At 65.3% G+C, this 16,997-nt stretch carries 11 protein-coding genes; 6 read left to right on the forward strand and 5 right to left on the reverse strand.

The genetic code is table 11. The features are described from left to right. Positions 1-24: 24 nt before the first annotated feature. Positions 25-6,336, reverse strand: coding sequence for an Npun_F0296 family exosortase-dependent surface protein (locus tag ACQR1D_RS23055; RefSeq protein ID WP_434894064.1), 6,312 nt, complete (start codon positions 6,334-6,336; stop codon positions 25-27). Positions 6,337-6,942: 606 nt separating this feature from the next. Here ACQR1D_RS23055 and ACQR1D_RS23060 point away from each other — a divergent pair. From ACQR1D_RS23060 to ACQR1D_RS23070, 3 genes are all read left to right on the forward strand, one after another. Next, positions 6,943-7,698: a transglutaminase-like cysteine peptidase gene (locus ACQR1D_RS23060; RefSeq protein WP_434838532.1), complete on the forward strand. Its 756-nt coding sequence runs from the start codon at positions 6,943-6,945 to the stop codon at positions 7,696-7,698. A 145-nt stretch (positions 7,699-7,843) separates the two neighbouring features. Beyond that, on the forward strand, positions 7,844-8,593 hold the full coding sequence (locus tag ACQR1D_RS23065) for an ABC transporter ATP-binding protein (RefSeq protein ID WP_316182836.1): 750 nt from the start codon (positions 7,844-7,846) through the stop codon (positions 8,591-8,593). Beyond that, positions 8,590-10,116 carry a permease gene (locus ACQR1D_RS23070; RefSeq protein WP_315805228.1) on the forward strand — a complete coding sequence of 509 codons (1,527 nt, stop codon included), beginning with the start codon at positions 8,590-8,592 and terminating at the stop codon, positions 10,114-10,116. The genes ACQR1D_RS23065 and ACQR1D_RS23070 overlap by 4 nt, the downstream gene beginning before the upstream one ends. Positions 10,117-10,121: 5 nt before the next feature. On the opposite strand, the gene ACQR1D_RS23075 is transcribed toward ACQR1D_RS23070, so the two are convergent. After that, complete coding sequence (locus ACQR1D_RS23075; protein WP_315805229.1) at positions 10,122-11,027, reverse strand: alpha/beta fold hydrolase; 906 nt, start codon at positions 11,025-11,027, stop codon at positions 10,122-10,124. Positions 11,028-11,134: 107 nt separating this feature from the next. Here ACQR1D_RS23075 and ACQR1D_RS23080 point away from each other — a divergent pair, with 107 nt between their 5' ends. Continuing rightward, a complete protein-coding gene (locus ACQR1D_RS23080) occupies positions 11,135-11,953 on the forward strand; it encodes an MBL fold metallo-hydrolase (protein ID WP_434838531.1) in 819 nt (272 codons plus the stop codon). Here ACQR1D_RS23080 and ACQR1D_RS23085 read toward each other — a convergent pair. After that, complete coding sequence (locus tag ACQR1D_RS23085; RefSeq protein ID WP_434838530.1) at positions 11,950-12,402, reverse strand: cupin domain-containing protein; 453 nt, start codon at positions 12,400-12,402, stop codon at positions 11,950-11,952. The genes ACQR1D_RS23080 and ACQR1D_RS23085 overlap by 4 nt on opposite strands. A 327-nt stretch (positions 12,403-12,729) precedes the next feature. Here ACQR1D_RS23085 and ACQR1D_RS23090 point away from each other — a divergent pair, with 327 nt between their 5' ends. Next, the gene (locus tag ACQR1D_RS23090; RefSeq protein ID WP_315805232.1) at positions 12,730-13,194 is read left to right on the forward strand and encodes a DUF4399 domain-containing protein; all 465 of its coding nucleotides are present in this window, start codon (positions 12,730-12,732) and stop codon (positions 13,192-13,194) included. A gap of 104 nt (positions 13,195-13,298) precedes the next feature. Here ACQR1D_RS23090 and ACQR1D_RS23095 read toward each other — a convergent pair whose 3' ends face one another. Further along, entirely contained in the window at positions 13,299-14,555 is a 1,257-nt protein-coding gene (locus ACQR1D_RS23095) for an aminopeptidase (RefSeq protein ID WP_434838529.1), read from the reverse strand. A 1,102-nt stretch (positions 14,556-15,657) separates the two neighbouring features. Continuing rightward, positions 15,658-16,053 carry a GFA family protein gene (locus ACQR1D_RS23100; RefSeq protein ID WP_316239429.1) on the reverse strand — a complete coding sequence of 132 codons (396 nt, stop codon included), beginning with the start codon at positions 16,051-16,053 and terminating at the stop codon, positions 15,658-15,660. Between the two features lie 342 nt (positions 16,054-16,395). On the opposite strand from ACQR1D_RS23100, the gene ACQR1D_RS23105 reads away from it, so the two are divergent. Beyond that, positions 16,396-16,962 (forward strand): hypothetical protein, encoded by a 567-nt coding sequence (locus ACQR1D_RS23105; RefSeq protein WP_434838528.1) that lies wholly within the window; start codon positions 16,396-16,398, stop codon positions 16,960-16,962. Positions 16,963-16,997: the final 35 nt, after the last annotated feature.

Genomic DNA, 16,997 nt, shown 5'->3' on the forward strand with positions numbered 1-16,997 from the left:
GCCTGCAGCCCGAACGCCGCGGACTCAGACCAGGTGAAAGCCGTCGTGATGCGCCTTGAATTGATCCAGCGTCACGCCCTTGAGCGTGAGCGTATCATGCGCCGCATCGGTGATGACGGTGTCGTGGCCGTTGTTGGCCGACTGCGCGGCGGCCACCATCGCGTCCACGCTGGCGAACAGCGAATGATCGAGCTCGACGATGTCCTTGTTGAGATCGAAATCGCCGATCGTGGCGCTGCCGAAATGCGGATTGAAGACGAAGGTGTCGTTACCGCCCTTGCCGAAGATCGTGACACCGCCGCCGACATTGACGAAATTGTCGTTCTGATCGGTGCCGTTGATCGTCGAGGCGCTGTTGCCGGCCAACGTGACGGTCAGTGCCTTGCTCGCAGTGCCGCCGTGGCCGTCGCTGACCTCCGCCTGATAGGTCACGGTCAGCGTGTCGCCGGGATTGAGGAAATCCAGGTTCACGTCGGCCGGATGATACGTCCAGTGCAGGACATCGGCACCGCCATCGGATGTCGCGCTGTCGAAGGTGATCGCGTGGGCATCGGCCAGCGCCTGGACATGGGCATTCGAGGGCAGGCTGAGAGAGCCATTGTATTTGATCACGCCATTGTCGTGCACCGAAGCGGTCAGCGTGTCGCCGACATCCTTGTCGAGCACCGTCAAGGTGCCGGACATGTCGCTCGCCGATTTCACCGGCTGATCGGCGATGGTGCCCGCCGAGACGTTGTCGAGCTCGAACGCATTCTGGCTGCTGGCGAGCACCACCTTGTTGAACGGCGACAGCCCGAGAAACTCGACATAGCCGTTCGAGGCCAGCGACGCCTGCCCGCCATTGGCGAGCAGCGGCGCGACGTCGCTGCCCGAGTAGGACGCCACCAGCTTGTTGCCGTTGTAGAACGAGATGCTGTTGTAGCTGTCGACCGACCCCCAATACAGCCCGAAGCTGTTCTTGACGCTGTCGAAGGTGATCGTCTCCTGGGCTTGGCTGCCGATGCTGAGATAGTTGGTCTTGTCCGCCCCGTCGACCATGTAGGGCGCCGCGGATACCGGCGACGAGCCGTGCACGATTCCCGCATTGCCGGAGGCCGTGAACGTCGCGTGCAGCGCCTGGCTGTAGAAGCTGCCGTGGCCGCGTCCATTGTCGGAGATCGCGCCTTCCGACACGTGATCGAACGTCTCGGTGGGCATGCCCTCCGTATTCGTTTTGGCGGAGCTCGCCAGCACCCTCGCCTGCTCTGCCAAGATGACAGTCTGGACCGGCGGGTTCGTCTCACCGGTGATGACGGGCGCATCCTCGGCACCATTGACGGTGATGGTGACGGGCACCTCGGCCACGCCGCCATGGCCGTCATCGATGGCAACCATGTAGGTCAGCGTCACATGCTGGCCGACGCCGAGGTAGTCGAACGCCTTGTCGCCAGCAGCGAAGCTCCAGGCCTGCGACCCCGCACCCTTGCCGGATTCGGTGAGCGCGCCGAGCGACAGCCAGCTCTTGAGCACGGACATGTCCGACGGCAGGCCGCCGTCGTTACCCGAGGTCGCGACGTCGCCGATCACCTTCAGGACATGCGTGTCGGTGATATCAGCGTCCGTGAAAGTGATGGTGCCGCTCGCGGTGTCGGGCAGGTCCGATCCTGACTTGGCCGTGCGCTCCGCGATGACGGCCGCCTGCGCATCGCTCGTCACGACCGGCAGATCGTTGGCGCCCGTGATGGTGACGACGATCGTCGACGTCGCGGTCCCGCCTTCATGATGATCGTCGAGCGTCACCGTGGTGGTGACCTTGATGGTCTGCCCGGCGCCAAGAAAATCGAGCTTGCCGTCGGCGATGGCATAGGTCCAGCCGACCTTGCCATTGTTGGCATTGCCGCCCTGGCTCAGTTGCAGCGCCTGCTCGAACGCGGCGATCTGCTCCGGCGTGAGCTGGCTGGACAAGTCGGTGTGCCCATCGGCCGCGACCCATGTCACGCTCTGCGCATGAGGCAGGATCGACGCTGTCGGGCGATCGGTAAGGTCAACGTCGCTGAAATGAATGGTCCCGGTGACGCTTTGCAGATCAGACGAGCCCGTCTGAGCCCCCGTTTCGGTCAACGCACCCGGCTTGCCGGGATCTGTAACCACCGGCACGTCGTCCTTGGCCGTCACCGTGATCAACGTCCCGCCATTGGCGTCTTTGCTGCCGGCGAAATGCAAGTCGCTGAAATCGCCGACGAGGGTCAGAGCGATGCTGTGCCCTTCGCCGTCGATGACGGTGAGCACGCCCGTGTCAGCATCATAGGACGCCGTCGTCGCGTCACTCCATTTGATTGTCTGCAGATCGATCTTGTCGTCTGCTCCGAGGCCGGCGAGTTTGGCGGAGAAGCTGGCGTCGTCGATGACAATCTCGCTGCTCCCTTTGCTGCTGAAGTCGATGACCTGATCGACGTGGCCATCGACGGTCAGCGTCGCGCCGGCATCGACCTTGATCAGTCCCGAGCCGGTGACATCGCCGTTGATCTCGAACGTCCCGGCCGTGATCTCGATCGTGCCGTCGTTGTAGATCGTTCCGCTGAGTCCACTCGTGCCGCTCGCCGTGATCGCCCCATAGATATAGAGCTTGCCATCACCGCTCACCGTGGTGCCGGCGAGATCGAGGATCGCGCCGAGATCGACGGTCATTTTGCCGACGTTGGCGACCTCCATGCCCGCCAAGGTCACCACGTCATGGCCGGCGATCTCCAGCGTGCCGGCGATCCGGATTTCCAACGTGCCGCCGGTGAGAGTCGTGCTCCCATCGAGCACCAGGGTCGATTCCACCGGGACCGTACCATCCTCATCGATGATGATCTGACCATTGGTGTTATCGATGGTGACATTGTCGAAGGTGGTCGCCGCCTCGGTCTCGACATGCACGATGCCGTGGTTGATGAGATCGCCGCCGGTGATCGTGCTGTGCTCGATCAGCAGCAGCGCGGCTTCGTCCACCTGGACCGTGCCGAAATTGTCGACGGTGACGCCGACCAGGTTGGCGCTCTCCTCTGCGGCGACCTCGAGCCTCGACCCGTCGCCGATCGTGACGTCGACGCCGGTCAACGACGCGCCACCCTGGACGGTGAGGATGGCCGTCATCTCCGCGAGCGGACCGGTCTCGCCGATCAATAGCGCGCCGCCCGCGACGGCGCTGCCGTCGATCGTGCTGTCGCCATCGACGGAGACCGTCCCGTCGTTGCTGATAGTGCCGCCGGCGATGCTCGTGCCGGACAGAGACAACGCGCTGCTCACCGCAATGGTGATCGCGGCGGCGCTCGCATTCGTGATCGTCTCGTCTTCGAACGTATTGCCGCTGCCGGACACGGCGACGATGCCGGAATTGTCGAGCGTGCCGCCGATCAGCGCGGCTGCGCCGGTCAGGGCGACGGTTCCACCGGACTCATTGGTCAGCGTGCCGCCGCTGATGCGCGCCTGCGAGAGGGTCAGCGTCGCGCCGTCTTCGACCGTGATCGTACCGTCGGTATTGTCGACGCTGGTGTCGTCGTCGAGCGCGAGCGCGCCATCCGGCTTGATGTCGATCACGCCGGCGTTCGTGACGATCTCGTTCGAGATGGCATTTCCGGCGCCAGACACATCGATCGTGCCGAAATTGGTCAGTTCGCCATTGCTGATCTCGGCCCCGTCTTTCAGGGCGAGCAGGCCGTTGGCTTGCGGTGGCGTCTGCCCACCTTCGTCCAGCGTGCCGATATTCTGAACGATCGGCACGCCATCGATCAGGATGGTGCCGCCGTCGATGCTGCCGCCGTCGAGTGTCAGGGTGGCGCCCAGGTCGACCCTGATCAAGCCGGAGCTGTCCTGATCGGCATTCGCGACGTTGCCATGCACGGTCAGCGTGCCAGCCGACAGCTCGACCGTCCCGGTGTTGATGATGCTGGCCGCAGCCCCGAATACGCCGCCGCCATCCAGCACCACAGCGCCGGCATTGTGCAGCTCGCTCTGGTCCAGCATCTGCGCCGAACCATTCACCGTAATCGTGGCGCCCGAGAAGTTAACGATTCGAGAGTCGGCCTTTGCCGTCAGCGCGCCGCCGATCGTCAGCAAGCCGTGATTGTCGAGTTCGGGGACGGCGCCGCCGCCAAAGTCATTCAGCGTGACCGATTTGGCGGAGGCGTAGGCGCCGTCATCGATCGTCACCGGGAAGGCCGGCGTCAGGCCGTGCAGCTGATCGGTGATGATGATGACGTCATCATCGGCGGTCGGAGCCAGACCGGTTGCCCAGTTCGCGCCGTCGCTCCACAGATGAACCTGCCCGCCGCTGCTCTCGCCAGGCTGCGTCGTGGCAATCCAGACCACCGCCGGATCGTCGGTGCCGGTGATCGTGACCGTGACCGTCTGCGTCGATGTCGCGCCTTGCGAGTCCGTCACGGTCACCGTGTAGGTGAGCGTCAGCGTCTGGCCTGCGGGGATGAAATCCGCGACATAGACCGGCAGGTTGGCGAAGCTCCAATTGATCTTGCCGGTGCCGCTCCCGGTGCTGTCGGAGGCCAGTGATGCCGTCAGCGCCTGTTCGAACAGCGCCAGTGGGGCCGGCGGAATGCTGCCGCCGCCTTCCAGAACCGCGCCGGTCAGCTTGGCCGAGACGGTATGGCTGTCGGTGAGGTCGACATCCTTGAAGGTCAGCGTGCCCGAGGTCGGATCGTCCGAGGTCAGCGGCCCGCCGGGCACGCTGGTGCCGCCCTCGAACGCGATCGTCTGCACGGTTGCGACGATCTCGGGCTTGTCATTGGTGCCCGTCACCGTGATCGTGATCGGCACCACGGTGAATTCATTGGACGGCGCGAAATTGTTGTCGACGCGTACGAGGTAGGTCAGCGTGAGCGTCTCGCCTGCCGCGAGAAAGTCGAAGTAGTTGTCGGGAACGCTATAGGTCAGCGTCGCCGTGCCATAGTTCTTGTTGTTCGGATCGGGCGTGACCGCGATCTTCACGGCCGTCGCCATGACGTCCTGCAGTTGCAGGGCGTTCAACGAGCCCGTGACATCAGTCTGCTGCGCGCTCTTGTAGGCATAGGACTTGAAGCTCACCGACACCGTCGGCCGGTCGATGCCGTTGACGTCGACGAAATTGATGCGGCTGAGAACGGTGTCGAGATCGGTGCCGTTCCCGGTCTGACCGGCACGCTCCATCAATCCGAAGGCCGTCGTCAGCCGGCCGCCAGCATCGAGAATCCTGACGTCCGGCGGACCTGGGATGTGCGACGGCTGCTCGCCGGTCTGGCCACTCCCGGTCGTCGGGCCGGAGTCGTCGACCACGCGAACCACCGGCGTTGCGCTGGTGCCGTTGGGCAAGGTCAGCGGCGTCAGCGTCTGCGGCACCCCGATATCGGTGAAGTGGGTGTTCGACTTCGGATTGGTGTTGTCGGTGAACTTGATCGAGAAGACGTCGTTGATGAGCTTCTGGATGTCCGGCGTGAGCGGGACAGCGCTCTGATTCACGATTCCGTTGCTGATCTGGATCTGCTGTCCGGCCTGATTCACCACAGCGATCGGCTGCAGCGTCGTCTTGTCGAACAGGACGTAGGAGCCGGTGTGGCCATCCGGCTCGACCAGCACCTGGAACTTGGCATCGGGCAGACTGCCCTGCCCCGGCACTGTGAAATCGATCTCGACCAGCACCGCCGTGCCGCGAATGCCCATGGTCGCCACGGGCGTGTCGACCTTCATGTCGCCGTGCTTGGCGGTCTCGCCGGCCACGAACGAGATCGTGCCGGCGACGAGGCTGATCAGCGAGGAATTGTTCGACCCGTTGGGGTCGTACACCATTTCATTCAGCACCATCCGCGCATTGGACGACAGGCCGAACACGGTGCCGTCGATGAAGGTGATGCCGAGCGTCGAATCCGATCCCGACTGGACGACGTCGCCCTTCTCGACGTTGTCGCCGTTGTGCAGGAGAATCGAAACGCCGTTGCGGATGACCGTCGCGGTGCCCTGCAGCTTGGTCACATGGCCGATGACCTTGCTCACGCTCGCAGCCGCCGCGGCCTGGCTGACCTGCACCGCGCCGGAGAGCGCATTGACGAGGTCGCCGGTCAGATGCGCACCATCGGGTGACGCCAGGGGCGCCCGTTTCTCGCCCTTGAAATAGTCCGGCAGCACCATCTCGCGCCCATCGGACGAGAGAATCAGATCGAGGCCGGACCGCTTGAAATCGGCGTTGAACAGAAAATGCGCGTCCGGAACGACGATCGCGTCCGTCGGCGCATGGGCGTGCGGCGCCTCCAGCCGCACGTGACCGTGCGAGGAGGCGCCTCGGCCGTCGGAGAAAAGCGCGGCGTCAGAATTGCCAGCGTAATTCACGGGGCCACCGACTATGGTTAATGAATACATAAGAATGAGTGTTCAAGGCGTGCATATCACTGGCAAGTGTCTGGCGGAACCACCTTCAGCTTGTGCTTCAGGTGGCCAAAAACGGCGGCTTCCGCGGGATCGCTACGATGTTGGCGAGTTTCTGCCCTCTTTACAGCTGGCTCCGGGCGGAACCGGCCAAGTCAAAATTCATGTCTCTCTAGAAAATAGAAGTAATTCCAAGTATTCATAGACCAGCCAATACCTTTGCCGACATCGACATCCGCACCGGCTTACCCCTGACAACGGATTTCAAGTGCAGGACTGTGGGTGGGAGAACAAGAATCGACGAATTGCATCAATTTGGCGGGAGCGGCGGCTGAGTTCAAAGCACAACTTCACCGCGAACCCTTCCGACCTTCGCGACCATCGCTCAGCTTTCGCTAGGATTTGTCGCATCGGAGCAACACAACGTTCAGCGTAAATCCTGCGATTTGATCGCCCGCGTGCCGGTTTTAAGCAGAGGCCAAGCCTCCACATCCATGCTGACCGCCAACAAGCATCCGGTTCCGTCAGGCGCTGCATCGCGCCGACCGAGATCCGGGCACGGGGCGTCACATGAATTTTCTCGCGCTGATGCGCGCATCGCTGGCGGCCGCGGCCGCCAGCGCCGCCATGTGGATCGGCAGTCCGGCGAGCGCCGGTCCTGCCGCGCGGCCATTGGGGCTCGCCGCCATCGAGGATGCGGAGCCTTTCGCCCTGCCGCGGGTGGTCCTCGATGCCGGCGCGTTGCGCGACAAGTGGCTGGCGCTCGCGCGCAAGCTCGAGGACGAGCGCGTGCAGCTTGCGCTGTGCGATGGCGACCGCGAGCGCTGCGTTTCCCCCGCCGCCCTCAGCCTGCTCACGATCATCGATCAGGGCCGTCTCCGCGAGGGGCGGGCACGGCTCGGCCAGATCAATCGCGCGATCAACCTGGCCATCCGCCCCGCCAGCGACCTCGCTCAATATGGCCAGATGGATGTCTGGGCCTCTCCTCTCGTGACGTTCGAGCACCGGGCCGGCGACTGTGAGGACTACGCGATCGCCAAGTTCGTCGCGCTTCAGATGGCCGGCATTGCCGCCGACGATCTGCGGATCGTGATCCTGCACGACGTCGTGCGCGGCGAAGATCACGCCGTCGCGGCCGCGCGCCTCGACGGGCGCTGGCTCATGCTCGACAATCAGCGCATGGCGATGGTCCAGGACAGCGACGCGCGGCAGGTACGGCCGCTGTTCGTGATCGACGAGACCGGCATCTCCCGTTATCAGCCGTTGCCGCTGATGGCAGAGGCCCAGGCGCTGTCGCCAGACAGCACGGGTTCCGTGAACCATTGACCATCGCCCGCAGCGGTGCAGCTCTCCAATGGCGCAGGACCACGGCGGGAGCGCGGAACCGGTCGGCACCGCGGGTCCGTTCACCACGCCGCAACGAGTTGCATCCACATTGCAGACGCCAACCGAACGAGGCGATAGTGCCGTCATGATCCCAGGCAGCCCCGCCCTCGCCGTGCGAGGACTGACGAAATGTTTCGAGCGGCCGGCGGTCGATGCGCTCGACCTCGTGGTGCGCTCGGGTGAATTCTACGCACTGGTCGGCCCGAACGGCGCCGGCAAGACGACCACGCTGCGCATGGTCGCGGGCCTGCTGCGGCCGGATGCCGGGCGGATCGAGATCTTCGGCATCGACGCGCTGCGCGACCCGATCGCGGCCAAGCAGGTGATGGCCTGGGTCTCCGACGAGCCCATGATCTACGACAAGCTCACGCCGCTCGAATATCTCGAATTCGTCGCCGGACTGTGGGGCATCGATCCCGCGAGATCAGGTGAGGCGGCAACCGAGCTTCTGGTCTCGCTCGGGCTGGAGCCGCATCTGCACGAGCGCTGCGAAGGCTTTTCCAAGGGTATGCGCCAGAAGGTGGCGCTCGCCGGCGCGCTGATCCACGACCCGCGGCTGATCATCCTGGACGAGCCGCTGACCGGCCTGGACGCGGTGTCGGCGCGGCACGTCAAGGGCCTGCTGGCCGAGCGCGTCCGCCGCGGCGGCACGGTGATCATGACCACGCACATTCTCGAAGTCGCCGAGCGCATGGCCGACCGGATCGGCGTCATCGCCGCCGGACGCGTCGTCGCCGAGGGCACGCTCGCCGAGCTCCGCCAGCAGAACGGGCGCACCGACACCAGCCTGGAGGAGCTGTTCATCGCGCTGGTCGACGTCGAGTCCGCGGCATGACGCGGGCGGCGACGCTCGCCTGGTTCGCCCGTCACGAGCTCCGGCTCGCCTGGCGGGAATGGCTCGGCATGATCACGGCCGGCCGGCGGCGCCGCACGCGGGCCGCCATCATCGGTCTCGTGCTGTTCGGCGCCCTCATGCATCTGCCGGCCTGGGTCGTGGTCGGCCGCTACGCCGATCTCGCGCCGCCGCTCGACAAGACCGCGCTGATCGTCATCACCGCGACCATCATGCTGTCCTGGGCCTTGATGCTGTCGCAGGCGATCGAATCCGTCACCCGCGTGTTCTACGCCCGAGCCGACCTCGATCTCATCATGTCGTCGCCGGTGCGGCTGGCCGAGATCTTCTCCGTCCGGATCGCGGCGATCGCGCTCTCCGTGACCAGCATGGCGCTGCTGCTCGCGACCCCCTTCGTCGACGTGCTGCTGATCGAGGGTGGCGCGCGCTGGCTCGCGGCGTTCGTCGTGGTCGCAGCCGTCGGCCTGTCGGCGGCGGCTATCGCCATCGCCATCACGATCGTCCTGTTCCGCCTGATCGGCCCGGCGCGAACGCGGCTGGTCGCCCAGATCCTGGCGGCCGTGATCGGCGCCGGCTTCGTCATCGTGCTGCAGATCGCTGCGATCGTCTCCTATGGCACGCTGTCGCGCTTCGCCGTCCTCACCTCGGATGCCGCGGCCGCCATCGCGCCCGATCCCGACAGTCTTGTCTGGCTGCCGGCCCGAGCGGCGCTCGGCGACGGCCAGGCGCTGCTGATTCTGCTGGCCACCGGACTGCTGCTGCTCGGCGTCGTCATGATCATGTTCTCGCCGCGTTTCGCCGACACCGCGATCAGCGCCGCGGCCCAGGGCGTCTCCAGCCGCGCCGGCGCACGCGTCAGGTCGTTTCGCGGCGGCTCGCGGCAGCAGGCGCTGCGGCGCAAGGAGTTCATGCTGCTGCGGCGCGATCCCTGGCTGATCTCGCAGACGCTGATGCAACTGCTCTATCTGGTGCCCCCGGCGCTGCTGCTGTGGCGCAGCTACTCGGACAGCTCGCAGGCGGTGTTCCTGATCACACCGGTCGTCGTGATGGCGGCGGGCCAGCTCGCGGGCGGCCTCGCTTGGCTCACCATCTCCGGCGAGGACGCGCCCGAACTGGTGGCGACGGCGCCGCTGCCGGGGACGCGCATCGTGCGCGCCAAGGTCGAGGTCGTGCTGATCACGATCGCGATGATCTTTGCGCCTCTCGTGCTCGCGCTCGGCTGGGTCGCGCCGGCGCAGGCGGTGGTCACAGCGGTGGCCGTGCTGGTTGCGACCGTCTCCTCCACGGCCATCCAGCTCTGGTTCCGGATCCAGGCGCGGCGCAGCCAGTTCCGGCGCCGCCAGACCTCGTCGCGGCTGGCGACCTTTGCCGAGGCCTTCTCCTCGATCGGCTGGGCGGCGACCGCGGCGCTGGCGCTCGCGCTGCCCGAGGCTGCGATCGTCTGCGGCCTGATGACCGCGGGCCTCTTGCTCGCGGCCTGGAAGCTGAGCCCGGCACGGACCTGAAGCGTTCAGCGCAGCACCTCCATCACGGCGGCGGCGAACGCCGCCGGCTCTTCCTGCGGCAAATTGTGGCCGGCCCGAGGGATCACGCGATGGCCGATCCGGTTGCTGAACTTCGCAGCATGCGCCTGGCCGTCCGTCGCCGGGATCACGCCGTCGGCGTCGCCATCGAGCGTGATCGTGGGCACCGCGATGACAGGCAGGCTCGCCAGCCGCTGCTCGATGTCCTGATAGCGCGGGTCCCCCTCGGCCAGCCCGTAGCGATGCCGATAGCTGTGGATCACGACATCGACGTGATCGGGATTGTCGAACGCCTCCGCCGCGCGCGCGAAGGTCGCATCGTCGAAGCGCCAGTGCGGTGACCATTGCTGCCACAGCAGCCGTGCAATTTCGGCGCGGTGGGCCGCGAGCCCGGCCCGTCCGCGCTCGGTCTGGAAGTACCATTGATACCAGAACGCGAACTCGCGCGGCACCGGCGCCGGCTCCAGCGCCCGCGCGATGTCCTGGATCAGATAGCCGTTCACGGAGACCAGGCCCGTGCAGCGCTCGGGCCACAGCGCCGCGCCGACGCAAGCCGCGCGGCCACCCCAATCATAGCCGGCGAACACCGCGCGCGGGATCGCCAGCGCATCCATCAGCGCGATCAGGTCGGCGCCGACCGCGGCCTGCTGGCCCGAGCGCGGCGTCGATGCGTCGCGGAAACGAGTGGGTCCATAGCCGCGCAGATAGGGCACGACGACGCGGCAGCCTTGTGCCGCGAGCCGCGGCGCGACCTCGACATAGGCGTGGATATCGTAGGGATAGCCGTGCAGCAGGATGACGACGGGACCGTCGGCCGGCCCGCCCTCGAAATAGGCAATGCGGAGCACGCCTGCGTCGATCTCGCGCAGCGGCTGCAACACCTGATCCGTCATGCCATCCTCCCGCATCGCGCCGCGCTCTCAAGCCGAGCGTTGCGCCGAGGATAGTTCTGATCGCAATTCCTCGCTACACTCGCACGCGCTGTTGAAGGGGAACTGCCATGCTGCGCTCGCTGGTCTCGCTGCTTGCCGTCCTGGTCGCATTCGCATCGCCCGCGGTGGCGCAATCGGGGCCGCGCACCAGCGAGTGCCTGGCGATGGCCGGCAACCCGCCGCGCGCCGTGCCGGTCAGCCTGCGCCGGACGGCGGCGGCCGGCAACGAGGTGACAATCACCTATGCCGGCCACTCGACCTACTTCATCGACACGCCGATGGGCATCCGCATCGCCACCGACTACAGCGGCGCCTATCAGGTCGGGCGGCTGCCCGACGTCATCACCATGAACCGGGCCCATTCGACGCACTACACGCTGGCGCCCGATCCGCGCATCCCGCACGTGCTGCATGGCTGGGGCGACGACGGCAAGCCGGCCCAGATCTACGAGCGGATCGGCGACGTGCTGATCCGCAACATCACCACCGACATCCGCCGCTATTTCGGAGATTCCATCGGCATCGACATGATCAAGGACGGCAACTCGATCTTCATCTTCGAGGTCGCCGGCCTGTGCATCGGCCATCTCGGCCATCTGCATGTCAAGCTGGACGAGACGCATTTCGCCGCGATCGGCCGGCTCGACGTGGTCATGGTGCCGATCGACGGCACCTACACGATGTCGCTCGACGGCATCTCCGAGATCACCAGGCGTCTGCGCGCCTCGGTGGTGCTGCCGATGCACCGCTTCGCGACGCCGCTCGACGAGTTCATGCGCAAGATCGGCCAGCAGTTCGAGATCGACCGGCGCGGCGAGCGGACGTTGAAGATGTCGCGCGAGCTGTTGCCGTCGATGCCGACGGTGATCATCCTCGACGGAGTCTAGGCGCCCGCGAGGCTGGTGCCGCGGCGGCCTTCGGGCGTCAGGAACATGCGCTTGAGCTTGTTGATCACGCGCACCGCGAGGCCGAGCACATAGGGCTGCGTCTTCAGGCAGAAGGCCAGCTTCTTGACGTGGCCCTCGACATGCCATTTGGCATGCGCGCCGTCGCGGAAGAAGATCACGTCGCCCGGCCCATAGCGCTTTGCCGGGAGCCCATCGCTCTCCAGCACGATCGCGCCTTCGAGGATCAGGATGGTCTCGTCGAAATTGTAGTACCAGTTGAACTTGCCCTCGGTGCAATGCCAGACGATGGTCGAGCCCAGCCCGTCGCTGCTGCGCGCGATGGTGCAGGAGGTCGCGGTCGGAGTGCCCTCGATGATCCACGACGGCTCGATCGGAGCGGGCGCCAGGTCGACGGTGAGGTTGGCGGTTTCGATCAAGGACGGCGACATCGTGGACCTCAAATGCATGGGACTGAAATGACCGGGCGAACGCCGGCATGAGCCTGCGACCGTAGCCGGTTGCACCTAATGGCTGCTTTCCGCAGTCGTTAAGATTTGAACCAATCGCCGCGACCAGCCGTCGCATCACAACCACGCCAGCGCTATAAACTTCACGCGAACGCCGCAATTTGTTCGCGGCCTCGCCAAACCTGCTGATCTACTGTTTAGCCGCACTGCAAGATGCGGACAGGCGCCCCTCCGGTCGCCCTGCCCATCCTGAGTTGTGCCGTCACCTTTAGAGATTTGCCGCCTTCGCAGAGATAAGGATTTCCCAGGATGCGCCGACTGAGCCTCGCCTTCGCCCTCACGCTGTCTGCCGCCACCCTTGCAACCACCGGCGTCGTCATGGCGGGCGAAACGCCCGCCCCCGAGAATGCCAAGGCCTACTTCATCAACCTCAAGGACGGCGACACCGTCTCCTCGCCGGTGCTGATCCGCTTCGGCCTGTCCGGCATGGGCGTCGCGCCGTCCGGCACCGAGGCTCCCAACACCGGCCACCACCATCTGCTGATCGACGCGCCCGCGCTCGAGGGCGATGCGCTCAACGAGGCGATCCCGGTCGATGCCGGCCACGTGCATTTCGGGAAGGGCCAGACCGAAGCCTCGGTCAATCTCACGCCGGGCAAGCACACCTTGCAGCTCGTGCTCGGCGACTGGAGCCACATCCCGCACAACAAGCCGGTCATGTCGGAACGGATCACGATCGACGTGCAGGCCACCACCGGCAGCGCCAAGCAGTAGGACCGTTCGACCGACGACGACTCCGCCGCGAGCATCGCTCGCGGCCCGCTTCGGGCCGGTGCACGCGTGGCGCCGGCCCGTCATGCGTCAGGCCCACTCGTCCTTCAAGCCCACTCGCCCTTGCGGAACACCGGCACGCGGCGGCCGTCTTCATGGAGGCCGTCGATGTCGGTGTCGGCCGAGCCTATCATCCAGTCGATGTGGATCAGGCTCTGGTTGCCGCCCTGGGCGGCGATCTGCTGCGGCGACAGCGACGTTCCGTTGACGAAGCACTTCGAGTAGCACTGGCCGAGCGCGATGTGCGAGGCGGCGTTCTCGTCGAACAGCGTGTTGTAGAACAACAGGCCGCTCTTGGAGATCGGCGAGGAGTGCGGCACCAGCGCGACTTCGCCGAGCCGACGCGCGCCCTCGTCGGTGTCGAGCACCTTGTTCAGCACCTCCTCGCCCTTCGAGGCCTTGGCCTCGACGATGCGGCCCTCCTCGAACTTCACCTGGATGTTGTCGATCAGCGTGCCCTGATAGGACAGCGGCTTGGAGCTGACGACGTGACCCGACACGCGACGGCAATGCGGCGTCGTGAACACTTCCTCGGTCGGGATGTTGGCATTGCAGGTGATGCCGTTCTTGGCGGTCGAGGCGCCGCCCTCCCATTCATGGCCGTCGGCGAGACCGATCGTCAGGTCCATGCCGGGTCCGGTGTAATGCAGCGCACTGAAGCGCTGGCCGTTGAGCCATTCGGTGCGCTCGCGCAGCACCGCGTTGTGGCGCTCCCAGGCCGACACCGCATCCTCGCGATCGACGCGCGACGCCGCGAAGATCGCGTCCGCGAGCTTCGCCACCGCGACCTCTTCCGGGACATCCGGGAAGACCAGCTTGGCCCAGGAGAGGCTCGGATAGGCGATGATGTTCCAGTTGGTCTCGAAATTCGTGATCTTCTCCAGCGCCGGCTGATAGGCCTTGGAGTTGGCCTTGCTGGCGCGCGCCACCTTGGCCGGATCCTGGCCGGACAGCAGCATCGGATTGTCGCCGACGATGGCGAGCCGCGCGGTGTTCTCCGAGAACGCCTTGGCCATGCCCTGATAGAGCCAGTCGGCGGCACGATCGAAGCTGTTGTCATGGCCGAAACGATAGCGCGCCAAGGTCAGCTCCTCGTCGGAGAAGAACGACGTCACGATCCCCGCGCCGGCCTTGTAGGCGTGCTCGGCGACCTTGCGCACCAGCGGCAGCGCCACCGACGGCGCGGTCAGCAGCAGATCCTGACCGGGCCGAAGCTGCAAGCCGACCTTCACCGCGACCTCGGCCAGGCGGTCGAGCTTCACGGGATCGATGGCGGCATCGAAGTTGCTGAAATGTGCGGTCATCAGGAGGGTCCAGTTCCGTTTCTTTGCAGTGTTGAAGAGATAGGCCAAACGGTCGGGCGGTCAATGGCGAACGGGGGCGACTCCGGCATCGCCTCTCCGCCCTTGTCGCCGCCGAGCATGGCGCTGACAACTGCCGTGAAGGCGTTCGGAGACATGGCTGACACCTCAAAACGGCCCTGTGGGTCCGCACCCGTCGCTTTCCAAAGCTGAGCCGCGAGCTCGGTGCCGCTCTCCCTCGGAGGGCAGGGCTATCACATATGGCGATCGAGGTTTTGCGCTTACCTCTCTCCGCGTCATCATGCTGAGAACGACATGGATGCCCGGGCAAGGCGGGCATGACGGAGTAACTAACCTGCAGAATCGTTCATCGCGATGGCCCTGTATCTCCATATGCGATAGCCCTGCCCTGGAGGGGGAGGGTCGGCACTGAGCCAGTGGCGCGTCGTGATCAACAATTTTGAGCGGCATATGGGGATGTGCGTCCATGGCCTCGCGGCGCCCCAGGCGTCCGAGTGATACAGTGGTCTCACCCTCTTCAAACGAAAGGGTGCAGGGAAGGCCGGACCTCGACTGAGGCCCGTGGCCCGCCTGCTCAAAAAATGCAGGCGGCAGGTACCACAGGTCCAGCCGGATGATCCGACCCTCCCTGCGCGATGGCTTTACGGCTGCTTCGCGTTCTCCCCGGTGCGCCGGGCTTTTTGGTCACCGTCACCCACGCGGCGCCATTGGCGCCAACGCAGGCTTGATACTGGCATCGGAGTATCAGGACCACGCGACTTGACCGTGCGAGCCGATGTTGTTCGTCCGCGCGAATGACCACGCTGCAAACCGGCCCGCCCATCACATCCCGCCTCCACGTGTCGTGACGACCGCGATACGCCCCTCGTCGATGAGGCGGGACAGCGACAAACAATCATGATTTTCCGAAAACGCCAAGCAGGATATTTTTTCTGCCGGGACTGGACAGCCCAAATCAGCCTGAACCTGCTCGTGAAATCAGTCTCCAGACGCAGCAGCGATCGAACGGATCAGGGGCTGGAACGAGCTTGTTCATCTCAGCGCGAGGGCATGAGTCGCCCGACGGGCGGCGTTCTCGATCGCGTCAGTCGTCGACGCGCAGCCCACCACCATCAACGTACCAGTCGGCGCGTGACGCCCAGTGCGCGTGGCGATCGGGAACGGTGCCGAGCGGCTCATCGAAGCCGCCGGCAGGAATGATCGCTTCTCGGCCGCTGCGCGTCAGATGCGGCACCGGACTGCCGCACGTGCTGCAGAAGGCCGTGGCGAAGCTGCGCGCCTGCGGCAGGTCGAACCGCGTGACGTTCGTCTCGCCGCCCAGCCAGCGCAGCGCCGCCGCCTTGACGACGACCTCACAGGAGTGCGCCGCGCCGCTGGCCTTGCGACAGCGCGAGCAATGGCAATTGAGGAATTTGTCGAACGGCCCATCGACCTCGAAGCCGACCCGGCCGCAGAGGCAACTGCCGCGGAACGTGGTCATGACGATCTCCTATGAGTGCGCTGGAATGTCCAAGAGCGCCGCACGCGTGGAGGATGTTACTTATACCGACTGCATCCTTGCAGCTATCAGGACGACTGAAGGCCCGCCTCGGTCGCCGCATTGTTAGTAGGTAGCATGGTCTTCCCACGCGGAACACTCGACTGTTTGTGAGTCATCCGCGACCTCGAGAGTCAACCACTCCTGATGAATTGGAACCGGAATGACCGGACAGCGCTGTCGCGCAAATGCATGGCTCACAGGGGATTCGGTCACTTTGAGGACATGTTTAGAGGTTGATTGGCGCGCGGCAGGGGGATTTCACAGTGTACAGGAGTCCTCCAAATGTACCGCGTTATTATTGTCGTCGCCGCATTGCTGGCTCTCTCCGTTCAAGCCGAGGCGCGTCCTCGTCACCATCATCATCACTACTCGTACCATCATCATCACTCCGTCATGAACGCCATGGCCTCGATCCCCGGCGAGGGCCGCGTTGTCGGTGGCCGGCCGTCGGGATGCCCGCATGCCTTCTGCGGCTGCGAGGCGTCGCTCTACACGTTCGGCCGGGTCATTCCCGAACTGAATCTCGCATCCAATTGGCGCCGCTTCCCGCGCGCCATGCCCGCACCGGGAATGGCTGCGGTCCGTTCAGGCCATGTCATGATCCTGCAGCAGCAGGTCGCCGGCAACGTCTGGTACGTTCACGACGGCAACTCCGGCGGTCACGTCACCCGCGAGCATCCGCGCTCGATCGCCGGCTACACGATCGTGAATCCGAACGGCGGTTCGGCGGTGTACGGCGCGGCGGCGCGGGTCACGCCGGAAGCCCGTGCGCCGCGCTATCAGCGGCTCGCCCGCAATGCGCGGTCCGACGGCTGGATGGCCAGCGCGGCGCCGATGGCCTTCAATTAGGTCCCGACGCCGTCGCGCGCGGCATGCAGCTATCA

The organism is Bradyrhizobium sp. HKCCYLRH2047 (genome assembly GCF_051168175.1).
GTDB lineage: Bacteria > Pseudomonadota > Alphaproteobacteria > Rhizobiales > Xanthobacteraceae > Bradyrhizobium.

What these genes read in the sequence shown, in the direction of transcription:
- ACQR1D_RS23060 (WP_434838532.1), top strand. Translation starts at nt 6,943, where the DNA reads ATGAATTTTCTCGCGCTGATGCGCGCATCGCTGGCGGCCGCGGCCGCC.
- ACQR1D_RS23065 (WP_316182836.1), top strand. Translation starts at nt 7,844, where the DNA reads ATGATCCCAGGCAGCCCCGCCCTCGCCGTGCGAGGACTGACGAAATGT.
- ACQR1D_RS23070 (WP_315805228.1), top strand. Translation starts at nt 8,590, where the DNA reads ATGACGCGGGCGGCGACGCTCGCCTGGTTCGCCCGTCACGAGCTCCGG.
- ACQR1D_RS23075 (WP_315805229.1), bottom strand. Translation starts at nt 11,027, where the DNA reads ATGACGGATCAGGTGTTGCAGCCGCTGCGCGAGATCGACGCAGGCGTG.
- ACQR1D_RS23080 (WP_434838531.1), top strand. Translation starts at nt 11,135, where the DNA reads ATGCTGCGCTCGCTGGTCTCGCTGCTTGCCGTCCTGGTCGCATTCGCA.
- ACQR1D_RS23085 (WP_434838530.1), bottom strand. Translation starts at nt 12,402, where the DNA reads ATGTCGCCGTCCTTGATCGAAACCGCCAACCTCACCGTCGACCTGGCG.
- ACQR1D_RS23090 (WP_315805232.1), top strand. Translation starts at nt 12,730, where the DNA reads ATGCGCCGACTGAGCCTCGCCTTCGCCCTCACGCTGTCTGCCGCCACC.
- ACQR1D_RS23095 (WP_434838529.1), bottom strand. Translation starts at nt 14,555, where the DNA reads ATGACCGCACATTTCAGCAACTTCGATGCCGCCATCGATCCCGTGAAG.
- ACQR1D_RS23100 (WP_316239429.1), bottom strand. Translation starts at nt 16,053, where the DNA reads ATGACCACGTTCCGCGGCAGTTGCCTCTGCGGCCGGGTCGGCTTCGAG.
- ACQR1D_RS23105 (WP_434838528.1), top strand. Translation starts at nt 16,396, where the DNA reads ATGTACCGCGTTATTATTGTCGTCGCCGCATTGCTGGCTCTCTCCGTT.